23 protein-coding genes and 2 pseudogenes are annotated in these 21,922 nt (G+C 41.1%); 20 read left to right on the forward strand and 5 right to left on the reverse strand.

Annotated elements, in window-relative coordinates:
• Nucleotides 1-2 precede the first annotated feature (2 nt).
• The 8 genes from walK (at nucleotide 3) to OKX00_RS00625 (ending at nucleotide 7,584) form a co-directional block, all read left to right on the forward strand.
• The gene (gene walK, locus OKX00_RS00590) at nucleotides 3-1,847 is read left to right on the forward strand and encodes a cell wall metabolism sensor histidine kinase WalK (protein ID WP_265409008.1); all 1,845 of its coding nucleotides are present in this window, start codon (nucleotides 3-5) and stop codon (nucleotides 1,845-1,847) included.
• Between the two features lie 3 nt (nucleotides 1,848-1,850).
• On the forward strand, nucleotides 1,851-3,245 hold the full coding sequence (locus OKX00_RS00595) for a YycH family regulatory protein (protein WP_265409009.1): 1,395 nt from the start codon (nucleotides 1,851-1,853) through the stop codon (nucleotides 3,243-3,245).
• Complete coding sequence (locus tag OKX00_RS00600; protein WP_053356339.1) at nucleotides 3,245-4,045, forward strand: two-component system regulatory protein YycI; 801 nt, start codon at nucleotides 3,245-3,247, stop codon at nucleotides 4,043-4,045. The genes OKX00_RS00595 and OKX00_RS00600 overlap by 1 nt, the downstream gene beginning before the upstream one ends.
• 13 nt (nucleotides 4,046-4,058) lie before the next feature.
• Nucleotides 4,059-4,856, forward strand: coding sequence for an MBL fold metallo-hydrolase (locus tag OKX00_RS00605; protein WP_265409010.1), 798 nt, complete (start codon nucleotides 4,059-4,061; stop codon nucleotides 4,854-4,856).
• Between the two features lie 161 nt (nucleotides 4,857-5,017).
• A complete protein-coding gene (locus tag OKX00_RS00610) occupies nucleotides 5,018-6,226 on the forward strand; it encodes a S1C family serine protease (RefSeq protein ID WP_265410436.1) in 1,209 nt (402 codons plus the stop codon).
• A 206-nt stretch (nucleotides 6,227-6,432) separates the two neighbouring features.
• On the forward strand, nucleotides 6,433-6,597 hold the full coding sequence (locus OKX00_RS00615) for a CxxH/CxxC protein (protein WP_082316078.1): 165 nt from the start codon (nucleotides 6,433-6,435) through the stop codon (nucleotides 6,595-6,597).
• 81 nt (nucleotides 6,598-6,678) lie between these two features.
• Nucleotides 6,679-7,158, forward strand: a complete 480-nt coding sequence (rlmH, locus tag OKX00_RS00620; RefSeq protein WP_265409011.1) for a 23S rRNA (pseudouridine(1915)-N(3))-methyltransferase RlmH — start codon at nucleotides 6,679-6,681, stop codon at nucleotides 7,156-7,158.
• A 219-nt stretch (nucleotides 7,159-7,377) separates the two neighbouring features.
• Nucleotides 7,378-7,584, forward strand: coding sequence for a hypothetical protein (locus tag OKX00_RS00625; protein WP_265409012.1), 207 nt, complete (start codon nucleotides 7,378-7,380; stop codon nucleotides 7,582-7,584).
• A gap of 92 nt (nucleotides 7,585-7,676) precedes the next feature.
• Here the strand turns inward: OKX00_RS00625 and OKX00_RS23275 are convergent, their stop codons facing one another.
• Nucleotides 7,677-7,811 (reverse strand): SDR family oxidoreductase, encoded by a 135-nt coding sequence (locus tag OKX00_RS23275; protein WP_416054280.1) that lies wholly within the window; start codon nucleotides 7,809-7,811, stop codon nucleotides 7,677-7,679.
• A gap of 178 nt (nucleotides 7,812-7,989) precedes the next feature.
• Between OKX00_RS23275 and OKX00_RS00630 the strand changes: the two genes are divergently transcribed.
• From OKX00_RS00630 to OKX00_RS00670, 9 genes are all read left to right on the forward strand, one after another.
• A complete protein-coding gene (locus OKX00_RS00630) occupies nucleotides 7,990-8,424 on the forward strand; it encodes an OsmC family protein (RefSeq protein WP_265409013.1) in 435 nt (144 codons plus the stop codon).
• Nucleotides 8,425-8,895: 471 nt separating this feature from the next.
• A complete protein-coding gene (gene trxA, locus OKX00_RS00635; protein ID WP_265409014.1) occupies nucleotides 8,896-9,210 on the forward strand; it encodes a thioredoxin in 315 nt (104 codons plus the stop codon).
• Nucleotides 9,211-9,384: 174 nt separating this feature from the next.
• Nucleotides 9,385-9,903 carry a DJ-1/PfpI family protein gene (locus OKX00_RS00640; protein ID WP_265409015.1) on the forward strand — a complete coding sequence of 173 codons (519 nt, stop codon included), beginning with the start codon at nucleotides 9,385-9,387 and terminating at the stop codon, nucleotides 9,901-9,903.
• A 111-nt stretch (nucleotides 9,904-10,014) separates the two neighbouring features.
• Nucleotides 10,015-10,527 carry a type 1 glutamine amidotransferase domain-containing protein gene (locus tag OKX00_RS00645; protein ID WP_062237301.1) on the forward strand — a complete coding sequence of 171 codons (513 nt, stop codon included), beginning with the start codon at nucleotides 10,015-10,017 and terminating at the stop codon, nucleotides 10,525-10,527.
• Between the two features lie 99 nt (nucleotides 10,528-10,626).
• Entirely contained in the window at nucleotides 10,627-11,343 is a 717-nt protein-coding gene (locus OKX00_RS00650; RefSeq protein WP_265409016.1) for an SDR family oxidoreductase, read from the forward strand.
• Nucleotides 11,344-11,488: 145 nt separating this feature from the next.
• The gene (locus OKX00_RS00655) at nucleotides 11,489-12,394 is read left to right on the forward strand and encodes an aldo/keto reductase (protein WP_265410437.1); all 906 of its coding nucleotides are present in this window, start codon (nucleotides 11,489-11,491) and stop codon (nucleotides 12,392-12,394) included.
• Between the two features lie 114 nt (nucleotides 12,395-12,508).
• A complete protein-coding gene (locus tag OKX00_RS00660) occupies nucleotides 12,509-12,643 on the forward strand; it encodes a BA3454 family stress response protein (protein ID WP_265410438.1) in 135 nt (44 codons plus the stop codon).
• Nucleotides 12,644-12,895: 252 nt separating this feature from the next.
• Nucleotides 12,896-13,324 (forward strand): RrF2 family transcriptional regulator, encoded by a 429-nt coding sequence (locus tag OKX00_RS00665; RefSeq protein WP_265409017.1) that lies wholly within the window; start codon nucleotides 12,896-12,898, stop codon nucleotides 13,322-13,324.
• Between the two features lie 151 nt (nucleotides 13,325-13,475).
• Complete coding sequence (locus OKX00_RS00670) at nucleotides 13,476-13,811, forward strand: IDEAL domain-containing protein (RefSeq protein ID WP_265409018.1); 336 nt, start codon at nucleotides 13,476-13,478, stop codon at nucleotides 13,809-13,811.
• 363 nt (nucleotides 13,812-14,174) lie between these two features.
• On the opposite strand, the gene OKX00_RS00675 is transcribed toward OKX00_RS00670, so the two are convergent.
• From OKX00_RS00675 to OKX00_RS00690, 4 genes are all read right to left on the reverse strand, one after another.
• Nucleotides 14,175-15,368: an MFS transporter gene (locus OKX00_RS00675; protein ID WP_265409019.1), complete on the reverse strand. Its 1,194-nt coding sequence runs from the start codon at nucleotides 15,366-15,368 to the stop codon at nucleotides 14,175-14,177.
• A 332-nt stretch (nucleotides 15,369-15,700) separates the two neighbouring features.
• A complete protein-coding gene (locus OKX00_RS00680) occupies nucleotides 15,701-16,882 on the reverse strand; it encodes an iron-containing alcohol dehydrogenase (protein WP_265409020.1) in 1,182 nt (393 codons plus the stop codon).
• Nucleotides 16,883-16,900: 18 nt separating this feature from the next.
• A complete protein-coding gene (gene ahlS / locus OKX00_RS00685) occupies nucleotides 16,901-17,749 on the reverse strand; it encodes an AhlS family quorum-quenching N-acyl homoserine lactonase (protein WP_256225191.1) in 849 nt (282 codons plus the stop codon).
• A gap of 14 nt (nucleotides 17,750-17,763) precedes the next feature.
• On the reverse strand, nucleotides 17,764-19,191 hold the full coding sequence (locus OKX00_RS00690; protein WP_265409021.1) for an aldehyde dehydrogenase family protein: 1,428 nt from the start codon (nucleotides 19,189-19,191) through the stop codon (nucleotides 17,764-17,766).
• A 211-nt stretch (nucleotides 19,192-19,402) separates the two neighbouring features.
• On the opposite strand from OKX00_RS00690, the gene OKX00_RS00695 reads away from it, so the two are divergent.
• The 3 genes and pseudogenes from OKX00_RS00695 to OKX00_RS00705 form a co-directional block, all read left to right on the forward strand.
• Nucleotides 19,403-21,109, forward strand: coding sequence for a sigma 54-interacting transcriptional regulator (locus tag OKX00_RS00695; RefSeq protein ID WP_265409022.1), 1,707 nt, complete (start codon nucleotides 19,403-19,405; stop codon nucleotides 21,107-21,109).
• A gap of 128 nt (nucleotides 21,110-21,237) precedes the next feature.
• Nucleotides 21,238-21,312, forward strand: a pseudogene (locus OKX00_RS23280) (PhnA domain-containing protein); the annotation flags it as partial.
• A gap of 32 nt (nucleotides 21,313-21,344) precedes the next feature.
• A pseudogene (locus tag OKX00_RS00705) lies at nucleotides 21,345-21,875 on the forward strand (3-hydroxybutyrate dehydrogenase); the annotation flags it as partial.
• Nucleotides 21,876-21,922 lie beyond the last annotated feature (47 nt).

The following is a 21,922-nucleotide window of genomic DNA, read 5'->3' on the forward strand; positions in this document are numbered from 1 at the left end:
AAATGGATAAGGTAGGCTTTTTCAGATCAATACACGTTAAGTTTGTATTGATCTATGTTTTGCTCATTTTAATCGCCATGCAGGTTATCAGTGTGTATTTCATTAATAACCTGGAGTCCAATCTTCGCAATAACTATGACAGTGCGCTGAAGAATAATTTGGATTTCTTCGAGTTTAACGCTGAACAGAAGATCCTGGATGCCCAGCAGATGAAAGAAGCAACAGAGGATAAGAACAGCATGCTGAGAGATGACATCGCCCAGCTCGTAAACGAAACGAAGGATCAGAACATCAAGGAAGTACAGGTACTTAACAAAGACGGTGTCGTTCTTGGCAGCGACAAACAGAATCTCATCGGCCAGGTGAGTACGAACAGCAAGATTAAACTGGCCCTCAATGGCACGGAAGACCAGACAGAAATGTATGACCGCGATTCGAAACAGCGGGTTATAGTCTGGGCTAAACCGATCATCGCCGGAAAAGACAAGCAGGTCGACAAGAACAAACAAATTCTTGGAGCGATCTATGTCGAATCCTCGATTGAGAGTGTATACAAGCAAATCAGTGATATTAATAAAATTTTGACAACCGGTACGGTTATTGCCCTGGGAATAACAGCGATACTCGGTATTTTTCTTGCCCGGACGATCACAAGGCCGATGGCGGATATGCGTAAACAGGCGCTTGTTATGGCAAGGGGCGATTTTTCCCGAAAAGTGCAGGTTTATGGCGATGATGAGATCGGCCAGCTGTCGATGACATTCAACGATCTGACGAGAAAGCTGCAGGAAGCGACCGCCATTACTGAGAGTGAGAGAAGGAAGCTGCGCTCTGTCCTCACTTATATGACGGATGGTGTGATTGCCACCGACCGGGACGGATGCATTATACTAATGAACGACCGTGCGGAAGAAATGCTGAACATCTCCCGGCAGCATGCACTCGGAAACACGCTGCTTGAGCTTCTTCGGCTCAATGACCAGTATACGTGGGACGAGCTGTACAACGAGTATGAGAGCATGCTGCTCGATTTCAGTACAGATAAAGTGCATTATGTCCTTAGAGCAAACTTCTCTGTGATCCAAAAAGAAGGCGGTCCGGTAAACGGATTGATCGCCGTTCTGCATGATGTGACAGAGCAGGAGCAGATTGAGAATGAGCGAAGAGAGTTCGTATTCAACGTTTCCCATGAACTCCGTACGCCGCTTACGACGATGAGAAGCTACCTGGAGGCGCTTGCTGAAGGAGCATGGCAGGATGAAAACATCGCACCCCGCTTTTTGGAAGTGACGCAGAATGAAACCGAGCGGATGATCCGCCTCGTAACCGATCTTCTGCAGCTCTCCAAAATGGACAGCAAGGATTACCGGTTTAACTTTATTCAAACGGACCTTGTTCAATTTCTGCAGGACATTATCGAACGCTTTGAAATGCTTCAGCATGAGCATCTCCATTTTGTAAGGAATTTGCCTGAGCGCTCGATTATGGTGCAGATCGATACCGACAAGATGACGCAGGTCGTGGATAATATTATTTCCAACGCGATCAAGTATTCTCCGGAGGGTGGAACGATTTCCGTTTCCGCTTCTCTTCACGGCAGAAAGATTAAGGTCAGCGTGACCGATCAGGGTGTCGGCATCCCGAAAAACAATGTCTCTAAAATCTTTGACCGCTTTTTCCGTGTAGACCGTGCCCGCTCCAGGGACTTAGGCGGTACAGGTCTGGGACTTGCGATCACAAAAGAAATCGTGCTTGCCCATGGCGGGGATATTTGGGCTGAAAGTGAATGGGGCCAAGGAACAACTATACATTTTACCCTTCCTTTAAAAAAGGTAAGGGGGGAGTAAAAGATGACGTGGAGCAAAATTTACAACATTATTAAATTTGTGGCAAAGTCTGTATATCGGAATTTTGAAGTCATTAAGTCGGTCTTACTGATCTTTTTGATCATGCTAAGCCTGATTATGACATGGAGTCTGTGGACGCTTAAGCCGAACTACAGCAATTTGGAAGAAACAAGGACTTTGAAAAAAGCACAAGTGACAGATACGAAAAAAATTACGGATGTCATCAGGCCTAGCCAGATCATCTATTATGACAAGAACTCTTACAGGGGAATGCCCGCCAATGATAATTTTATCGAGCGGGTAAACCAGATGCTTGAAAACACGAAGTTTTATGAAAGCCGAAATCGGCCTTCAACGAACATTGATGAAAAGCTGAAGAATAAAGAGTACATCGAGGTCATCTATCCGACCGATATGACAGCGGATATCTACAGCCAGATCTTCAACCTGACATCCTCAGGCGGAACGTTTACTATCCCATCTGCAGACCGTGTCATTTTCTATAAAAAAGATACAAATGAAGTGGAGGCGCACATCATCTCCTATACACAGAGGAAGATGATCACTGCAAGCACAACCTTCCCGTTTGATTCTTTGAAGAACATTATCAATAACGCGAAAAGCGGTGTGCTTGAATATGAGCCGTATGATGTGGAGCGCGATACTGACCAAGGGGCAGAAGTTTCCAGACGCTTCTATTTCCCAAAACAAAGCTTTGAGCTTAACTCCTACAGTTATCTCTCCCGTTCCATTAATAGTGATACAATTGACCGCTACAAGAACGCGCTGTTCCGTGATCCAGGCAACGTCAAGAGCGGCAACACCGGAGAATATTATACTGATGAAAGCTCCGCACTGGACGTGAACCGCAACACAAATCGAATTAAATATACCAATTTCACACAAAGCCCTGATGAAGATATGACCCAGCAGACGAGAAGCCCGCTCTTCAACAGTGTTGATTTTATTAATAACCATGCGGGCTGGGGAAATCCATATTACTTTTACAATTTGGACCCTACAAGCGGTTCAGTCGAATTTCTGCTGTTTGTCAGAGGCATTCCAGTGATCAAGAGTGATATGGAAATGAAACTCGGCTGGACGAACAACGAATTGAATGAATATCAGCGTTCCTTGGTAGAGCTCGTCATGGATGAAAATGAATATTCATTCAAACCGAAAAAAGTGAAGCTTCAGTCTGCAGCAGAAGTTAAGGCTGCTCTTAAGGATTATGACATGTCCCTTGTTAACAAACTGGCAGTCGGCTATGAGATGACGCATGCAAGAGGACAGGAAAATGTGTACAATCTCCAGCCGAAATGGTTTGTCAATTATGGACCAAGCCATGACTGGCAGCCATTATTCCGTGACAGTCAAAGGCCTGGAGGAGAATTCTAATGGATTGGAAAAAAACTAAGACGATTTTTATTCTGACGTTCCTGATTCTGAATATCTTTCTCGGGTACCAGCTCTCGCAGAAAATGGACAAGAGCAATCTCAAGTACCTGTCTGAGCAGCCTCTTGAAAAAAGGCTGGCGGACAACAATATTGATTATAAAGATAGTCTTCCGCAGAGCTATAAAGACCATCAAACCCTGATTAGCGGTCAGCGGGCTCCTTTTTCAGCGAACGAGATTAAATCAAAAACGAGTAAGCTGGACAGCAGCAGTACAGATACGACGCTCATTTTTAACTTAAAAAAGCCGCTGGAACTGGATAAGAACGACCTTGTCAAAGATGTTTCTCAATTTCTGAAAGATGATGTTTACCGGGGCGATGAATATCGATTCTATAAAAAAGACACGAAAAACCATAAGATTTGGTTTACACAAATCTATCAGGGGCAACCACTTTTCTTTGATACGAATGATGATACGAACCGCCCGAGCGGAATGGTGATGTTCGAATGGAATGAAAAAGGCTATCTCACCCGCTATACACAAACTTTTATTTCTGTGTACAGACAGGGTACGCCGCAGGAAATTATTTCACCTATGAAAGCATTAGGTAGCTTGTTTAATACCCAGCACCTTTCAAGCGGTGACAAAATTAATAAGATTGTTCTCGGTTATTATAGTCTGGCAAATGTGGAGGATGTGCAGGTATATGCGCCAACGTGGTCAATTGAAACGGAGGATGCGCATTTTCTCGTGAACGCAACAGACAGTTCCATTCAGGAGATTGACAGAGAACAATAGAGAGGATTGAACAATGAGTTTGCAATTCAGCGTGCTGGCAAGCGGCAGTACAGGAAACGCGATTTACGTGGAAACGGGGAATGCACGCCTGCTTGTTGATGCCGGCCTTAGCGCAAAGCAGATGAAACTCTTATTTGAAAAAGCAAGCTGCTGTGAACTGGATCAGCTGGACGGAATTCTCGTAACCCATGAACATAGCGATCATATAAAAGGACTCGGCGTTTTGGCACGAAAGTATAAACTGCCGGTCTATGCCAACGCAAAAACATGGAAAGCGATGAACGGACTGATCGGTGAAGTGGATACGGAACAGAAATTTGATTTCGAAATGGAAACGGTCCGCACATTTGGTGATCTGGAGGTTGAGTCCTTCGGTGTTTCCCATGATGCGGCCGAGCCGATGTTTTATGTGTTCCATCATGAAGGAAAAAAGCTGACGCTTATGACGGATACCGGCTATGTCAGTGACCGGATGAAAGGAATCACAAAGCACAGCGATGCGTTTGTGATCGAATCGAACCATGATATCAACATGCTTATGATGGGGCGCTATCCTTGGAACATCAAACGAAGGATCCTTGGCGATCACGGCCATATTTCCAATGAAGACTGCGGGTTTGCTCTTGCAGATCTGATTGGCGGCCAGACGAAACGAATCTACCTCGCCCATCTGAGTAAAGACAACAATATGAAAGATATTGCTCACCTTGCTGTAAAACAGACACTTGAAAACAAAGGGTTTGTGATCGGTGAAGATCTGCAGCTTTATCATACGGATGCAGCCCAGCCGACTGACTTGGTGCTTGTTTAACTGCTCTCTGTTTAAGGGACACCGTTTAAGGAAATAACAATAAATGTGGAAAAGTGTGAAAAATAACCCATATTTTTTAAGTTAGGGATTTGATTTTTTATAATAAATAAAAAATCATCACAGCATTCATTTTATTGTTGAAAGGAACGGTGAAGCAGGGAATGGGCTATTATGATGATGATTATGAATCTAGTCCAAGAAGGCAAAAAGGTAACCGAGGCGGATTTTTGCTGGCCGCTCTTGTAGGCGCTATATTAGGCGGCCTGCTCATATTATTTTCAATTCCTGCCCTTGGAGGCATGGGGCTTCTGCCTGATAACTATTCAAGCAATGAAGATAATGCCGGCGTTAATGAGCAAAACGGGATCAACAAAAACGTGAATGTGAACGTCACGACCAACGTCACTGATGCTGTCAGTAAGGCACGGGATGCAGTTGTCGAAGTGCTGAACATCCAGCAAGGTGAGTTCTGGAACCAAGGCCAGCAGGCTGCCGGTTCAGGATCAGGTGTGATCTATAAAAAAGAAGGTGGAAAAGCCTATATCGTGACAAACAATCACGTCGTAAAAGGTGCCAGCCGCCTTGAGATTACACTAAGTAACGGCACGAAGCTGAAGGGCACACTGCGCGGTACGGACCCGCTGATGGACCTGGCGGTAGTTGAAATCGACGGCAGCAGGGTGAAAAAAGTGGCTCAATTTGGGTCATCCAGCTCACTGAAACCGGGTGAACCGGCCATAGCGATCGGGAACCCGCTCGGAACATTTCCAGGCTCTGTAACAGAGGGGGTTGTCTCCAGTGCTGACCGAACAATGCCAGTTGACAGCGATGAAGACGGCAATCCGGACTGGCAAGCCGAAGTCATCCAGACGGATGCGGCGATCAACCCTGGTAACAGCGGAGGCGCCCTTCTGAATATCGGCGGCCAGGTTATCGGCATTAACTCCAGTAAAATTGCACAGCAGGAAGTAGAAGGAATTGGATTCGCCATCCCTTCTGATACAGCTAAGCCGATTATCGCTGACCTTGAGCGTTACGGCGAAGTTAAACGCCCATTCCTGGGTGTTGGCCCTATCCCATTATCACAAGTCAGCAGCTATCACCGTCAAACGACGTTAAAGCTGCCGCCAAGTGTTAAATCAGGTGTCGTGGTTATGGATGTTGATCCATTATCACCAGCTGACCGGGCAGGGATCAAAGAGATGGATGTTATTGTCGCACTCGATGACAAGAAGATTGGCTCTCCACTTGAGCTTCGCAAATACCTGTATACGAAAAAAGAAGTAGACGATAAGATGAAAATTACGTACTACAGCAAAGGCAAAAAGAAAACCACGACCATTAAACTGGGTCTTCAGAAGTCTTCATAAGGGAATCAGGAGAGAAATCTCCTGATTTTTTTGTGTTTATTGGAGCGGCAATAGTTAGAGATGATGAAAATGATGTGAATTGCCAAGTAAATCGTGTCGAACCGCAAGTAACGGTCTATTGATTTACCCGGAAGCAGAATAGTGAGACACTGATTTGTGTTAAAATACGAAGAGATCATCATGTGGATAAATAAAGGAGAATGACGTTGAAAAAATTTTGCTGTGATGAACATGTGGATATCGGGATCGATGAGATCGTTGATGAATTGGAAATCTATCCGAATCTGGAGTTATTAACAGAATCAGAAAAGTTATCAACAACATGTACGTATTGCGAAAAAAAGGCCATATATAAAGTATCGAACGAGTGATCCTATACTAAATGTGGATAGATTTTGTGCATATGTGGATAACTTTTGTGGATAAGTTGTTTATAAAAGGAGTTTTCCCCTGTGAATATCTTAGTAGTAACCGTTGGCAAACTGAAAGAAAAGTATTTAAAAATGGGAATTGATGAATACGTAAAGCGGCTCGGTCCATATGCCAAAATAGAAATTGTCGAAGTAGCGGACGAAAAAGCGCCTGAAACCTTGAGTGATCAGGAGATGCAGATCGTGAAAAAAGCAGAAGGTGAGCGAATCCTGGCGAAAATCCCACAGGATGCTCATGTTGTTGCCATGGCGATTGAGGGGAAGCTGATTTCTTCAGAGGATCTTGCAAAAAACCTGGACCAGCTGGCGACCTACGGAAAAAGCAAAGTGGCCTTTGTGATCGGAGGGTCATTGGGTCTCAGTGATGAAGTCATGAAACGGGCGAATGAAAAAATATCGTTTGGCCGGATCACATATCCGCATCAGTTAATGAAACTCGTACTGGTGGAGCAGATTTATCGGGCGTTTCGAATTAATCGTGGAGAACCCTACCACAAATAGTGGTAAAGCAAAGAGTTGAAGTTGTGCTTGATAAAGAGTGGCTAGAAGAAATCATTAAATATATTTAAATTACTTTATGGAAGTGCACATGAATATAAAAACTCTCCTGTCGGTAAGGAAAACAAAAAAGGGGCTGTCCAAGAAGTCTGTAAGCTGCTGATTTCCGTTCCAGGCTCCTCGCTTTTACCGGCGCGAGCTCCTACTTCCGCGGGGCGTGCGGTGAGCCTTACCGGCGTGAACGCCTACTTTTTGGTGCAAGCACCGGCGGGAGTCTCACCTGTCACGCTAGTCCCGCAGGACAAGGAAGGCTCCGGCAGCTATTTATCGCACGAAGAAAATGTGAAGTTCATTTTCGCGGAGTCTCGCATCTTCCACTTCATTCAACTTTTCATTGAAGATTTTTCAAGCCAAAAAGGGGCTGCCTGAAGGTCATTTTTCGACTTTCTGGACAGCCCCTTTCAGTTTGTCGACAAAAGATAACCTTTTTGTTTAAGTTTTTTCTTAAGAATTAGCTTAATTTATATACTCGCAACTGAACCGCTATCTACCTGAAGGTTTACACCATTAATAAAGGAAGCCTGTTCAGAAGCAAGATAAACAACAGCAGACGCTGCTTCATCAACTGTTCCAGACCGTTTTACAAAGAAGCTCAAGGGATTTCAACTATCAAACCAACATTAATTGCGCGGAATTTGGTCTTAATTACACCGTAATCAAGGTTTTGTACCGTATTTTTCATCTTTCGTGAACGACTTGCGATACCTGTAGAATAGAAACATACATGAACGACATGATATAAATATAATTTATTTATTTGAAGGAGTGTTAAACATGGCTGATATGAAAATAAATGTGAATGCTGTTTGGGATGGTGGAGTAAAAGGGAATGGAACCCTTAATGCGGAGTATCTTGATACAAAAATCGCTATTCCTACTTCTTTAGGAGGTAGTGGCAACGGAGCAAATCCAAAAGAGATTCTTGTTTCTTCGGTAACTACTTGTTATACAGCAACTCTTACGTTTGTACTTGCAAGCAAAAACCTGCCTGTTGCTGAACTTACAGTGAACTCAGAGGCAAAGATATCTGATAATGAATTTAAAATTATCCATTATCCTCACATCGTTTTATCTAAAGATGCAACAGAAGAACAAATTCAATCCTCACAAAGAGCGACGGAAGCAGCAGATAAAGGGTGCGAAGTCGGAAATTTATTGAAAAAAGCAGATGTTAAAATTGAAATTCAAGGTAAAGTTTCTTTGAAATAAACTGATTCATTCAAAGATGTAGTAATTTATTTTTAGACCTTTTAAATAAAACGGTGTTTTAAATTTAAGGCGGCGATTCTGATGCCTTTTATATGTGAGGAAACAACTAAAATTGCGCATGAAGAACTAGTATTAAACATTCAACTTATATATTCCAAATAACATCGTGGCTTATATTACACTATAGTGGAATTTGAGAATATCGAGTTAATTTTTCTTGACTTCATAAACTGTAAATATTAAAATTACAGTAATTCCTTTTGAACAGGAAGCAATCCATTTGGAAAGTGGCTTTTAAAATAGATTAGTTTGTTAGGGATTTACCAGACCATTATTCGTAATGTCTAAACTGCAAAATAAGCAAACTGTAACTTTTTTAATTACATTAAAAAAGGTGGGTAATTTTGTATTTTTTGTAAGCAAAAAAAATACTTTCATTAAAATTATAAGAATGAATTGGAGGATATAAAAATGGCTATCTCACACGTAACAGATCAAACATTTAGCACTGAAATGAAAGAGGGATTAGTTTTAGTGGATTTTTGGGCACCATGGTGTGGTCCTTGTAAAATGATTGCACCTGTATTGGAGGAAATCGATGGTGAAATGGGTGACAAAGTTAGAATTATCAAGCTTAATGTAGATGAAAACGCAGGAACAGCAGGGAAATTTGGAGTGATGAGCATTCCAACGTTGATTCTTTTCAAAGACGGAGTGGCTGTAGATAAGGTTATCGGGTTCAATCCAAAAGAAGCTTTGACAGAAATAATTTCAAAGCATATGTAATACAGACTTTTTGAAAAGGGGATGAATCTATATCTGAGACACAAAATTTGATATACCGTTCTCATTTCTAAACCACTGAAATTTCAGCTGAAATTGTTAACAACCACAAGTAAAAATACAATATAAGAAAAAGTGTTATCAACAAATCTTTTTCTTTTTGAGGAGAAAAAAATAATGAGTAAAAAAGCACTCTTAATTATACCGCCAGAACGTTTTAATGAAGATGAGTTATTCAAACCAAAAGAAGAGCTTGAAAATGCAGGAGTCGAAGTAACCATTGCCAGCACCGTGGCAGGTGAAATTACTGGTGACTATGATGGAAAAGCAACGGCTTCTGTTATCTTTTCGGACGTATCGCCCACAGAATTTGATGTTGTTTCGGTCATTGGAGGATCTGGTACAAATGATCATCTATGGGGAAATCAAAAATTACAAGGCTTTTTGAAGCAAGCTTACAATGAGAAAGTTCTTGTAACAGGAATTTGTGCAGGGGCTGTTACAGTTGCTAAAACTGGTTTGCTTTCTGGGAGAGAAGCAACTTGCTATCCAGTAGATGTTCAAAAGAACGCATTGATAGCTGTTGACGTTAAATATGTTGAACAACATGTTGTTGCATACGATGATATTATTACTGGCGATGGTCCACAAGGGGCCAAAGAATTTGGAAAAGCCCTTGTTAAAGCATTACGTTAGTATTTTAGTTGAATAGAGAGTGGTTCGGAAGTAAATTTCGAGCCCACCTCTTCCATTAATGATAAGCATTTTTTTGAGAAAGTTTTTGCGATTACAAGGAGGGTTTTTAGATTGGACAAAAAAATTGCTACACTTATAACCAATTTATTTGAGGATGTTGAATTTACAGAACCTGCAGAAGCATTCAAAGAAGCTGGTCATCAAGTAATTACAATTGATAAACATGCAGGAAATGAAGTTACTGGTAAAAAAGGCGCAACCGTAAAAATTGATAAAGCCATTGATGAGGTTAATCCTGCAGACTTTGATGCCTTGCTTATTCCAGGTGGTTTCTCCCCTGATTTACTTCGTGAAGATGACCGCTTTGGTCAATTCGCAAAGGAATTTATCCAAGAAGGCAAACCTGTTTTTGCCATTTGCCATGGACCACAAGTATTGATCGATACAGACCTGTTAAAAGGCGTCGACATAACTGGTTTCAAATCTATTCGTAATGATTTAAAAAATGCAGGGGCTAACTACAAAGATGAAGAAGTTGTGGTAAGCAATAAAATTGTTACTAGCCGTTTTCCAGATGATATCCCTGCATTCAATCGTGAAGCGCTAAAACTATTAGCAAAATAAAATAATGTAGCGTTGGTTTATATTATTTTCACCAAAAGTAGTATGTAATATTGTTTTCAGATACAACCTAAAAAGAATTTTTCAAGGAGGTTTCATACAATGTCATTAAAAGGAAAACGTGTAGTCGTAATAGGAGGTACTTCTGGTATTGGATTATCCGCAGCAAAGGCATTTCTTGATGAATCTGCTCAAGTCATTATTGCAAGTCGTTCTGAGGCAAAGCTATCGGAGGCAAAGAATGTACTCGGTGGTAATGTGGAAGCATACAATATTGATTTTCGCAGTGAAGAAAAACTAGCTGACTTTTTTAAAATGGTAGGGAATTTTGATCACCTTGTCGTTACGGCAGGTGAAGGTGCAATGGGCCATTTTAGTGACTTACCTGTTGCGGATGTTAGAGAAGCGTTTGATAGTAAGTTTTGGGGGCAATACTCAACCGTTCGTGCTGCTATTCCGTACTTAAATGATACCAGTTCTATCACATTGACCTCTGGTGTTTATGGAATCCGTCCGCCACAGGGGGCAACTACACTTGCTTCGATCAATTCAGCGATCGATGGATTGGTTAGAGGGCTTTCAGTAGACCTGGCCCCTATACGGGTAAATGTTGTTTCACCTGGTATCGTAGACACCCCACTCTACGGAGGGATGCCTGACGAGCAAAGACAAAATTTATACAGCAACATTGCACAGCAGCTACCTGTTAATCGCGTGGCACAGCCTGAAGACATTGCAGAGGCCTACGTGTACTTAGTGAAAAATGGTTTTACAACCGGTACTGCTCTTCTTATTGATGGCGGAGCTCATTTGGTGTAAGTGAGCATTAATATGTTATTTTTGTGGCTATACTACAACAATGTATAGCCACATTTTTTTAAAAAAAATAATAATCCTGTTTTTCAATAAATGGTAATAAAGGAATTGTCGTTCAAGAAAAACAAGGTGAGCTTTGAAAGGAATGATGAAATTGAGTGTACATGACCATGAAAAAATAGTAAGAATGAAGCATTCACTAGAAAAACGTATCGTAACTTTAGCTGATGGAACCTTTCTTCCAAGTATTGGTCAAGGAACATGGTACATGGGTGAAAATCCTCAATCGAAAAACAAAGAAATCAAAGCTTTGCAACTTGGAATAGAACTAGGCATGAAGCTAATCGATACGGCTGAAATGTACGGAAATGGCGATTCCGAACGTTTGGTTGGTGAGGTAATCAAGGGGCGTAGAGATAAAGTTTTTTTAGTATCGAAAGTATATCCTCATCATTCCGGGTTAGATTTGATTGAAAGCGCATGTGAAAATAGTCTAAAACGATTAGGAACAGATTATCTTGATTTGTATCTTTTACACTGGAGAGGCCGTGTTCCTTTGGCAGAAACGATTGAAGGAATGGAGAAACTGCGCAAGGATGGTAAAATTGCAAGATGGGGAGTTTCTAATTTTGATACGGAAGATATGATTGAGTTGTGGAATACCCCTAACGGAAAAAAATGTGTGACAAATCAAGTGTTATATCATCTGGGTTCTAGAGGAATTGATTATGATCTCCTGCCCTGGCATCATGAACATAACATGCCAATTATGGCCTATAGTCCCCTGGCCCAGGGAGGGAGCTTAAGAAGACAATTACTAAGCGATCCAACCATCATTGAGATTGCAGAAAAATACAATGTGCAGCCATTACAAATTGCTCTTGCGTGGACCATTCGTTCGAACAACGTAATTGCTATCCCAAAAGCTGTTAAGGAAGAACATGTTTTAGCCAATGCTCAAGCTGCTACTATTCAATTGACCATAGAAGATCTGAACAGACTTGACGAGGTATTTCCAAAACCAACAAGAAAAATACCTTTGGATATTATATAAAATGAATGGGGAAAAAGCATCTGTACTCTTTGCCTCGTAGACTTCGTACATTTTCGAACGCCGAATGGCAAAAAAGTGGCCAATTAATATTATTTCGGAAGGAGGAAGAAAGTGATGATTGAATTATTCGTTACAGTTAATTATAAAGATAAAAATTATCAAACCAATGTCATTGTAAGTAAAGAATTGGCATGGGAAAAAATTGAACAGTTAGCAGAAGAACAAGTTAAAAGACAATGGGATTATTAAACTTATTTATACAAAAATTTCAAAACACGCAAATCTGTTTACGGGAGAGAACGTGATTCGTAAAGCTTTACAGGACGCTTGGAATTCCTTATTCATGGGTAAGAGTTGATACAACACTTCTAATTAGATACTTGACAAGATAAACTGTAATATTTATTATCACACTATGTTGATTGATTTTAAAAAAAGATGCAGAAGCTATATGTAAAGCAAAAAGGTGATTAGCTGTGTTGATTTCTAAGGAGGCGGGCCATGAATAGTGATTTTACACTTGCCATTCATAGTTTAACTTATCTTGCGTTGCAGCCGGACCGTATGTCAACAAGTGATGGTATCTCAGAGAGTGCTGGTGTCCATCCAGTACGCATTCGTAAAGTGCTAAGCTTGTTAAAAAAACATGGATTTATAAAATCAAAAGAAGGAACCGGCGGCGGATTTATTTTTACTCTTGAGCTGTGTGAAGTTAATCTTTGGGATATATATATGATAACCTCTGAAGGTGCTTTGCAGCCTAAGTGTCCTGATTCAAATGAAAAGTGTATTGTGGGAGCGAATATGAAAAGAGTATTATTTACAATTTTCTTAGGTGCGGAAGAACATTTGGGTGAATATTTAAAGAACTATACAATTAAAGAAGTTGTCGAACTTGTAAAACAAGAACAAAATAGCGGCTGTAACTGATGGCCGTAGACTTCTTTTTATTAAATGTAATAAAAAACATTACAGATTTATCTAGGTGATATATCCCCGATGACTGTAGCTTAAAAAAAGGTTCTTTCTTGTCTTGTTTACATTCATAAAATACAAAAATAACTTAAGAAGGTGAAAAAGGATGTTGCCGAATGGTAATTCCGTTTTGAAAACAGGTGATTGGATTAAGGGAAAATCAGGGGATGGGGAATTAATAATTGGTTATATTGAGTCACAGAGTATTCTGGATGGAGTTGTTAAAGTAACGGTTGCTACGAGTGACAATCGTGAAACGCTTGGCAAAACAATTTCGATTTTAAGGAAAAATGTTAGGAAACTGCCACTTTCTAAGGCGGTAAACAAGGAACAAATTCTATTTCTAATAGACTTGGCATTATCAACGGGGGATGAAGCATGGTTTATTGAGCTTTCTTCCAAGTTAAACTCAATCAATCAGCTTGTTGATGGAGTACATTAAAACTTATACAAATTATATATAGATTTTTTAAATTAAATTACAACGTGTTTGGTAATATTCATTTTTCGTGAAAAAGTTGCGATTATCCAATTCAAGCCAAAGTTTCCGCTAAGTAAAGCATTGACCTGAATATTTAAATAATTTATTAGCGTAGAGGGGCAGGCAAAAAGGGAGCATTGGATTCGAATTTCTAAAAATGATGCTTTACCAGAAAGTGAAGAACGGAGAACCGTACCATAAGTAATTTTGCAATTGTTCGATGATTTTTTTTAGGTAAGCATATAGTCAATATATAAAAAAGAAGTGCCAATGAACCAAGCTGCGTTCTTGATACTTCTTTTTTATATTTTATTTGATTAACTGTTACGCTGCTTTCTTTTGTGGTTTTTGGTCTAAGCGATGACTTTGGAAAGTTAGAAGACTTGCAAAGATAGCAACCAGTCCCCCGACCCATGTCACATTCATCAAGTTTCCTTGATGGTAAACGAATCCGCCTAATGCGGAACCAAAGGCAATACCTACATTGCTTGCGACTGGCATCAGGGAAGCAGCGAGTCCTGTTGCTTTTGGCTGATAAATACGGGCAAGGTCTATCAAATAAAGCTGTGTGGATGTTGTTAAAAGGATGGCCATTAATGACATCAAGCCTATGTTAACCAATCCAAAGATAAAATGATTTGTCGTCCAATATAAACTGATCAGAACCAAAGCCTGCAAAAAGAAAACAAACCTAAGGCGTCCAATAGCATTGTAGCTGGCAATTTTACCAGCGAGTATGTTGCTGAAAATCGAAATAAATCCGTAGCCAAACAAGATCAAACTAATTGAACTACGTGGTGCTTCCATTCCTTTCAGGATCGGGACCAGATACGTATAAATGGCATACGTCGCTCCAAAACCAAGTGATGGAATGAAAAAAGCCATTAAGATTCGTGGGTGTGTCAATAAAGAAAATTGATCACGCATCGAACTGCGAATTTGACTGTGCATTTTAGGCAAAATGAAGAAAGATGCCAAAAATGAAATTCCCCCCAGAAGAGTCGTAAACAGGAAGGTTGAATTCCAGTTGTACCATTGAGCGATGACCGTGCCTATCGGTACCCCAATCACGTTTGCAAGAGTAAAACCACCGAAAACGAAGGATATAGCAAGTCCGCGTTTTGCGATCGGCATGGTTTCACTTGCAACAATCATAGCAAGAGAGATTAAAACTCCTGTTACAATCGCCGTCATCATCCGAAGTGCAAGGAGTATGATGTAGCTCGTCGAAAACACGCACAAAGCATTCAGGATAATGAACGATCCTATCAAAAACAACATCCATTTACGCTTTGAAAAATGGCTTGTGGCTGACATTACGATTGGTGTGCCAATGGCAAACGTAATTGCAAATGCAGAAACGAGTGTACCTGCTTTCGCATTAGTTATATGAAGACTCGAGGAAATATCGGTTAAGATTCCAACGATAACAAATTCGCTTGTCCCGAGAACAAATGTTAATAAAGTAAGTGTAAAGATGAGTAACCAATGTCGCTTGGATAATTCTGCGGCGTGCATAACTGCCTCTTTTCTTAGATGAATGTAAATGTGTCACATGGCTGGTAAACAATCTAACTATCATACCATAAAAATATTTTCTTGGATCTCCCTAATTTATTAAAAACCATTTTTGTCATTAAAGAAACACCTATCCATCTATTTGGTGGCAGGTGTTTTTTTGGAATTTTATTTTACTGGAATTTCCTTCACTTGCTATTAGTTGGACAATTCCATGGGCTGTTTTAGAATCAGGGCTTGCTGTAGGTTCATCAGCTAAAATAATCTGCTGACATGAAAAGAAAATAAAAAAACGCCAAAACATTGTTCTGGCGTTTTACATTTCTTATTAATTAAGTTGGCTCTACGATCGTACCATTAAAGGCGGCTTGATATATTTTCCTAATATCGCCTTCTAATAAAGGAAGAGGACTTCTGGCCAGGATTCTTTTTTGCTTTACTCCATCCTGTGTTAAGCTCTCCAGTGCTGAATCCGGTACATTGAAGCCAGATAAAGCAGCTGGGATTCCAACATCACTCACAAGCCTCTGGAGTTCTTCTACACATTTATAGGAAGCTTCTTCTTCGGATAAGTAGGCAGAATTTCCACCCAGGGCATTTAAGATGTCCGCCATACGCTTTGTGCAGCTTTTCCGAATATAACCCATTACATAGGGAAGAAGGACGGCGTTCGATTCACCGTGGGAAATGTGAAATTGCCCGCCCAGCGGGTAAGCCAAGGCATGGACTCCTGCTACTCCAGCGTTAAAGAATGCAAGGCCTGCGATATAACTCCCATTGCTCATATCAATTCTTGCTTGCCGGTTATTTCCGTCTGTAACGGCCTTCCGAAGGGATCGTCCTATTAAGCGGATCGCCTGCAGGGCTAAGCCATCAGTGGCAGGGCTTGCATTCACTGAAATATAGGCTTCCACTGCATGGGTTAATGCATCAATTCCCGTAGCTGCCGTTACTTTGGCGGGAACCGATACGGTCAGCTCCGGATCAATAATGGCTACATCTGCGAGAAGATAATCGTGTGTCACCACGTCTTTTGTGGTCTCTAAGGAGAGGACAGAGATATTTGTCACCTCTGAACCGGTTCCGGATGTAGTCGGAATGAGGATTTTAGGCAACCCTTTTTTTTCTACATTTTTAGAGCCGGATAAGTTTAAGTAATCAGCTGCAGAACCATCATGCACAGCCAATACTGAAGCTAATTTGGCCAAATCGAGTGCGCTTCCGCCGCCTACACCGACGACCATGTCAAATTCTCCTTCACGGGTAAAGGAAACCAGCTTTTCTCCTGTTGCTACAGGAGGTTCAGGAACGACGTCCGTGTATAAAGTGACAGAATAGCCCTGTTCTTCAAGCGGTCCTGTTACGCGTTGAGCGATTCCTATCTTGGCCAGCATTGGATCTGTGATAACAAGGATTCTCTTTGGCGCATACTTTGCAACTTCGGGCAGCAATTCCTTCAGTGATCCCCATCCTGTGTAGCTTAATGGGGTGAAAACTAACTTTGCGACACTCATTGTTTTTCCCCCTCTATTTTATTCGTAATATCCTTCAGTAGATTTGCGGAATGTTTTAAATTGGTCAGCATCGTGTCCAAACCAGACTTGGGAACCTGTTTGTTTCGCGATTCTGCGTATTTTCTCAACTGCGTTGGAATAGCCCAGTGAATCATAGATAATGCCAGGCGGCTTGATCGGCGGTCCGAAGCTTTCAGCTGTATAGATAGCATCTGAGGCGAGTATAATCCCGCCTGTTTCTGGCATGTTAATCTGAAGGCCAAGCATACCCCATGCATGTCCGCTTCCAAAATTAAGGATATTAATTCCTTCTGCTAATTCAAGATTGTCTTCACTTCGTTTTATGGTTTTCCATTGAAGATTATTTTTTATCCAGGCATCAATATCTCCCCAGATGTATGCTCCTTCTTTTTCATTGCGGGCATACGTTTGAAGGGCACCGTTCAGCTCATCTTCATGAACGATGATTGTCGCATTTGTAAATAACTCCAAGCACCCAGCGTGGTCAAGGTGAAGGTGGGATGCTATTACGTATTTAATATCTTCGGGTCTTACATCTAGCTCCTCCAGGCGGTTATGAAGATAACATTCCTCCCCCATATTGATTGGAAACATTTGCTGAGTTGCTTTCCCCCACCGGCCTTCTGGCCCCATTGAGCTAGGATTGCAAGCAGTATCAAAAAGAATTTTACCTGCTGGATGGTCGATGAGTACAGTATAGACAGGGAACTCGACAAACTCAGCTGGTGTATTGGGATTCTCCACTGTTGCTGGACTGTGCATCGCAATCATCCAGTTTTTATCCATTCTCATACGGCCATTATCCATTACATAAAGCTTTGGGTTAGGTTTAATAATATTTGCCAAAGTACTTCTCCTCCTTAAAATGCTGTTTTTATGGTAACGAATTTTAATTCTGTCATTTCTTCAACGGCATATTTAATTCCTTCACGTCCATAGCCGCTGTCCTTTACTCCGCCATAAGGCATATGATCCAGCCTAAAGGTTGGGATATCATTAATAATGACTCCGCCTGACTCCAGCTTTTTGGCCGCATGTATTGCATGAAGGATGTTTTGGGTATAGATAGCCACATTTAATCCATACGAAGAATCATTGACCATATGGATGGCTTCATCCAGTCCATGGTAGGGAACGATTGAGACAACGGGAGCAAATGTTTCTTGGCAGGAAACCGCCATATCTTTTTTCACATTCAATAGTACGGTTGGCGGGAAGACCGAACCGTCGCGTTTACCGCCTAGTGCAATGTCAGCTCCCTGCTCATTTGCTTCCTGGACCCATGACTCAATTCGCTCTGTTTCCTTAAGGTTGATCATGGCACTAATATCGGTTTTTTCATCGAGAGGGTCGCCGGCTGTTAAATTTTTTGCCTCTTCAATAAAACGCTTACAAAACTCATCATAAATGGAATCATGAACATAAATTCTTTGCAGTGAAATACAAACCTGGCCTGCAAAGGAAAATGCTCCTTCTACACATCGGGGCACAATTTTTTCCAGCGGGACATCCGGTTCAACAATTAACCCTGAATTGGAACCAAGTTCTAATGTTACTTTCCTCAACCCGGCTTTTGATTTAATCAGTTTACCTACCTCTGCACTCCCTGTGAAGGTTACTTTTTTAACTCTTTCATCAATAATAAGAGCGTCACTAAGCTCTCTTCCGCTGCCTGTTATCACTTGAAGAGCTCCATCCGGAAGGCCGGCTTGCTTGAAGATCTCAGCGATTAATAACGCGCTTAAAGGTGTTTGTTCAGCCGGTTTCAATACAACAGTATTTCCCGCAGCAAAGGCTGGTCCTAGTTTATGCGCGACGAGATTAACCGGAAAATTAAAGGGGCTGATTGCAACGACAACACCTAATGGTTCTCTCCATGTAAGTCCTAGCCGATTCTCGCCTCCAGGAGCGGCATCCATTGGAATGGTTTCTCCATAGATCCGTTTTGCCTCTTCAGCTGCAAATTGATAGGTAGCAATGGTGCGGTCTATTTCGCCACGTGCTGTTCGAATGGGCTTTCCGGCCTCAAGTGCAACAATTCGTGCCAACTCTTCCTTTCTTTCACGGTGAAGTTGGACCACATTCAGCAAAATCTCTGAGCGCTTATAGGCAGGCATCACTTTCATCGTTTCATAGGCTGTTTTTGCTCCTTCAATGGCTTTTTTTACATCTGCCTCATCTGCCATACTAATGTTAGCAATAACATCCCCGCTATAAGGAGAGTGCAGTGCATAGGTTCTTTCTTTTGATTCCCATTTACCATTAATGAATAACTCTTTAATTTCCATTCTCAACCTCCTTGCCTTTTTATAATGCAAGATTCATGCCAATATTAAAAATGCTTATTTTATATAAGAATTTACATTGTCTAAAGCAAATAATGGTGATAGAATTCACCATAATAAAAAGAATTGTTGGTGTAACAGAGACTAAAGACGGTGAAAATCGTCACCGTTTGGTGATAATTTTCACCGCTTCTTGCAGGAGGCAGAGATTCCGATGAAACCACTTACTGTGAACAAAGAAATTTTAGAAAGCATTTTCTCCTCGATGTCCAACGGGGTCATTGTAGTGGACCATAATAACAGGATTTTATTCATAAATTCCTCAGCACAAAAACTAATAAAACAAGAACACCAAGACTTAGTGGGCAAAGATATTCGTGATTTTGTTCCTAATTCACCAATCCACCAAGTTCTTAATAGTGGCAAGAGCACACTCGGAGCGAAAATGACGATAGCAGGGTTGCAATGTATGGTGAATAAAACTCCCTTATATAAGGAAAATCAGCTCATTGGTGCTGTGAGTGTTATTCAGGATATTTCTCAAATCGAACATTATCGTTCATTACTCAAGCAAATGGAAAAAATCATCGAATTTTCTACGGATGGCATTTATGTCGTTAATAGTGAAGGAACTACACTCATTGTGAATTCAGCTTACGAGGCTATGTCAGGAATCAAAAGGGAAAGACTTATCGGTCATCACATGGGCGATTTGATGAACCACGGCTTCTTTGATCAATCTGTCTCACTCCTTGTCCTGCAGGATAAAAAACGCAGATCGATTCTTCAGCGAATCGGCCAGCAAAAAGATGTCATGGTCACGGGAACTCCCGTTTTCGATGAATCAGGCGAGATTCAAATGGTTGTAACCAGTGTCAGAGACATTACTCAGCTAAATGAACTGACAAATGAGTTGAAGAAGGCAAAAAGCTTTTCTGAAATGAGTCAGAATCGATATACCTTTTCCACGGAGGGAAATGATGAAAAAGTAGTCTTTCAAAGCATTCAAATGAAGGGAATTATAGAAAAAGTAAAACAAATCGCTTCATACCCAACAAGTATATTGCTATCTGGTCCTTCAGGAGCGGGGAAAGAGGTTATTGCTAATTTAGTTCACCAATTAAGTGACAGAAAAGATATGCCTTTTATTAAAGTGAACTGCGGGGCTATCCCTGAACAGCTGCTGGAATCTGAGCTTTTTGGTTATGAAAAAGGGGCGTTTACCGGAGCAAGGCAGGAAGGGAAAGTCGGCCTGCTGGAACTGGCGGACAAGGGGACAGTTTTGCTGGATGAAGTAGGGGAACTTCCATTGTCTCTGCAAGTCAAGTTGCTTCGTGTCCTGCAAGAGAAACAAATTCAAAAATTAGGCAGCAGCAAAGTAAAGCAACTAGACATTAGAATCATTTCAGCAACAAATAAACATTTAAAAGAGTTAGTGGAAAAAGGAAAATTTCGAGAAGACTTATATTACAGGCTGCAAGTGATAGAAATAGCTATTCCTCCATTAAGCCAGCGTCCTGAGGACATCGAAGTCTTACTGGATCATTTTTTCACCTATTTCTGTAAACTATTTAATATCGAAAAGCGTGTATCACCCGAAACCAAACAAATTTTACAAAGCTACCATTGGCCGGGGAATGTGAGAGAATTAAGGAATTTAGTTGAGAGCATGATTGTTTCGGTGCCATCACTTACTATTGAACCGGTTGATCTGCCGCCCCACTTTAGTATTCATGGTAACTCAGAGTCTGTTCATACTTTCAAACAAAGAATGGAACAGTTTGAAAAAAGAGTGATTATGGATGCGCTTCACAAGAAACCCTCCATCAGAAAGGCCGCAGAATATTTAGGAGTCGATCACTCGACACTTGTGAAAAAAATGAAAAAGTGGGATAGGGAGATCAACAGAGGGATCAATTGAAACAAATTCAAAAAATTTTTATATGGTAAAATGAACAAAAACGAATGGAGAAATGATTGTCTTGTCTAAATTGCCTAACCGCCCAAAATGCAGCTCAGAGTATACCTACGGGGCTGGCAGCCTTTTTGCACGATATTGATTGCAAAATTGACGGTTTTGGCGCCATGAAGTTAAAATCTGAATTTGTAATGAAGATATTATAATCGAAGCTGCTCATAAAGAATACGGCCGTGTAGATGTGCTCATCAACAATGCAGGATTACAGCACGTGTCTCCTATCGAAGAGTTCCCGGCTGCTAAATTCGAACTAATGATTAAAATCATGCTGACTGCTCCATTCATCGCGATTAAACATGCATTCCCAATCATGAAAGAGCAAGGGTTCGGACGCATTATCAACGTGGCTTCCATTAACGGACTTATTGGGTTTGCTTGAAAAGCAGCATACAACAGTGTAAAACATGGTGTGATCGGTCTAACAAAGGCTGCGGCATTAGAGTCTGCTACTCACGGAGTAACAGTAAATACCCTTTGTCCAGGATATGTTGACACGCCTCTCGTACGCGGCCAGATGGAAGATTTAGCGAAAACAAGAAACGTTTCTTTGGAAAGTGTTCTTGAAGAAGTCATCTACCCGTTAGTTCCGCAAAAACGTTTATTGGAAGTAAGTGAGATCGCTGACTACGCAATGTTCCTTTCAAGCGACAAAGCAAAAAGTATTACAGGACAAGCCATCGTTTTGGATGGCGGCTATACTGCACAATAATTTGTATTGTAAAACCTCAGCAGATTGTCTGCTGAGGTTTTTTTAGT

This window comes from Fictibacillus sp. KU28468 (assembly GCF_026153615.1).
Classification (GTDB): domain Bacteria; phylum Bacillota; class Bacilli; order Bacillales; family Fictibacillaceae; genus Fictibacillus_C; species Fictibacillus_C marinisediminis.

What these genes read in the sequence shown, in the direction of transcription:
- OKX00_RS00660 (WP_265410438.1), top strand. Translation starts at nt 12,509, where the DNA reads ATGATTGAATTATTCGTTACAGTTAATTATAAAGATAAAAATTATCAA.
- OKX00_RS00690 (WP_265409021.1), bottom strand. Translation starts at nt 19,191, where the DNA reads ATGGAAATTAAAGAGTTATTCATTAATGGTAAATGGGAATCAAAAGAA.
- OKX00_RS00640 (WP_265409015.1), top strand. Translation starts at nt 9,385, where the DNA reads ATGAGTAAAAAAGCACTCTTAATTATACCGCCAGAACGTTTTAATGAA.
- OKX00_RS00655 (WP_265410437.1), top strand. Translation starts at nt 11,489, where the DNA reads ATGAAATTGAGTGTACATGACCATGAAAAAATAGTAAGAATGAAGCAT.
- OKX00_RS00630 (WP_265409013.1), top strand. Translation starts at nt 7,990, where the DNA reads ATGGCTGATATGAAAATAAATGTGAATGCTGTTTGGGATGGTGGAGTA.
- OKX00_RS00665 (WP_265409017.1), top strand. Translation starts at nt 12,896, where the DNA reads ATGAATAGTGATTTTACACTTGCCATTCATAGTTTAACTTATCTTGCG.
- OKX00_RS00670 (WP_265409018.1), top strand. Translation starts at nt 13,476, where the DNA reads ATGTTGCCGAATGGTAATTCCGTTTTGAAAACAGGTGATTGGATTAAG.
- OKX00_RS00600 (WP_053356339.1), top strand. Translation starts at nt 3,245, where the DNA reads ATGGATTGGAAAAAAACTAAGACGATTTTTATTCTGACGTTCCTGATT.
- OKX00_RS00675 (WP_265409019.1), bottom strand. Translation starts at nt 15,368, where the DNA reads ATGCACGCCGCAGAATTATCCAAGCGACATTGGTTACTCATCTTTACA.
- walK (WP_265409008.1), top strand. Translation starts at nt 3, where the DNA reads ATGGATAAGGTAGGCTTTTTCAGATCAATACACGTTAAGTTTGTATTG.
- OKX00_RS00605 (WP_265409010.1), top strand. Translation starts at nt 4,059, where the DNA reads ATGAGTTTGCAATTCAGCGTGCTGGCAAGCGGCAGTACAGGAAACGCG.
- OKX00_RS00595 (WP_265409009.1), top strand. Translation starts at nt 1,851, where the DNA reads ATGACGTGGAGCAAAATTTACAACATTATTAAATTTGTGGCAAAGTCT.
- OKX00_RS00610 (WP_265410436.1), top strand. Translation starts at nt 5,018, where the DNA reads ATGGGCTATTATGATGATGATTATGAATCTAGTCCAAGAAGGCAAAAA.
- OKX00_RS00695 (WP_265409022.1), top strand. Translation starts at nt 19,403, where the DNA reads ATGAAACCACTTACTGTGAACAAAGAAATTTTAGAAAGCATTTTCTCC.
- trxA (WP_265409014.1), top strand. Translation starts at nt 8,896, where the DNA reads ATGGCTATCTCACACGTAACAGATCAAACATTTAGCACTGAAATGAAA.
- OKX00_RS00680 (WP_265409020.1), bottom strand. Translation starts at nt 16,882, where the DNA reads ATGAGTGTCGCAAAGTTAGTTTTCACCCCATTAAGCTACACAGGATGG.
- OKX00_RS00650 (WP_265409016.1), top strand. Translation starts at nt 10,627, where the DNA reads ATGTCATTAAAAGGAAAACGTGTAGTCGTAATAGGAGGTACTTCTGGT.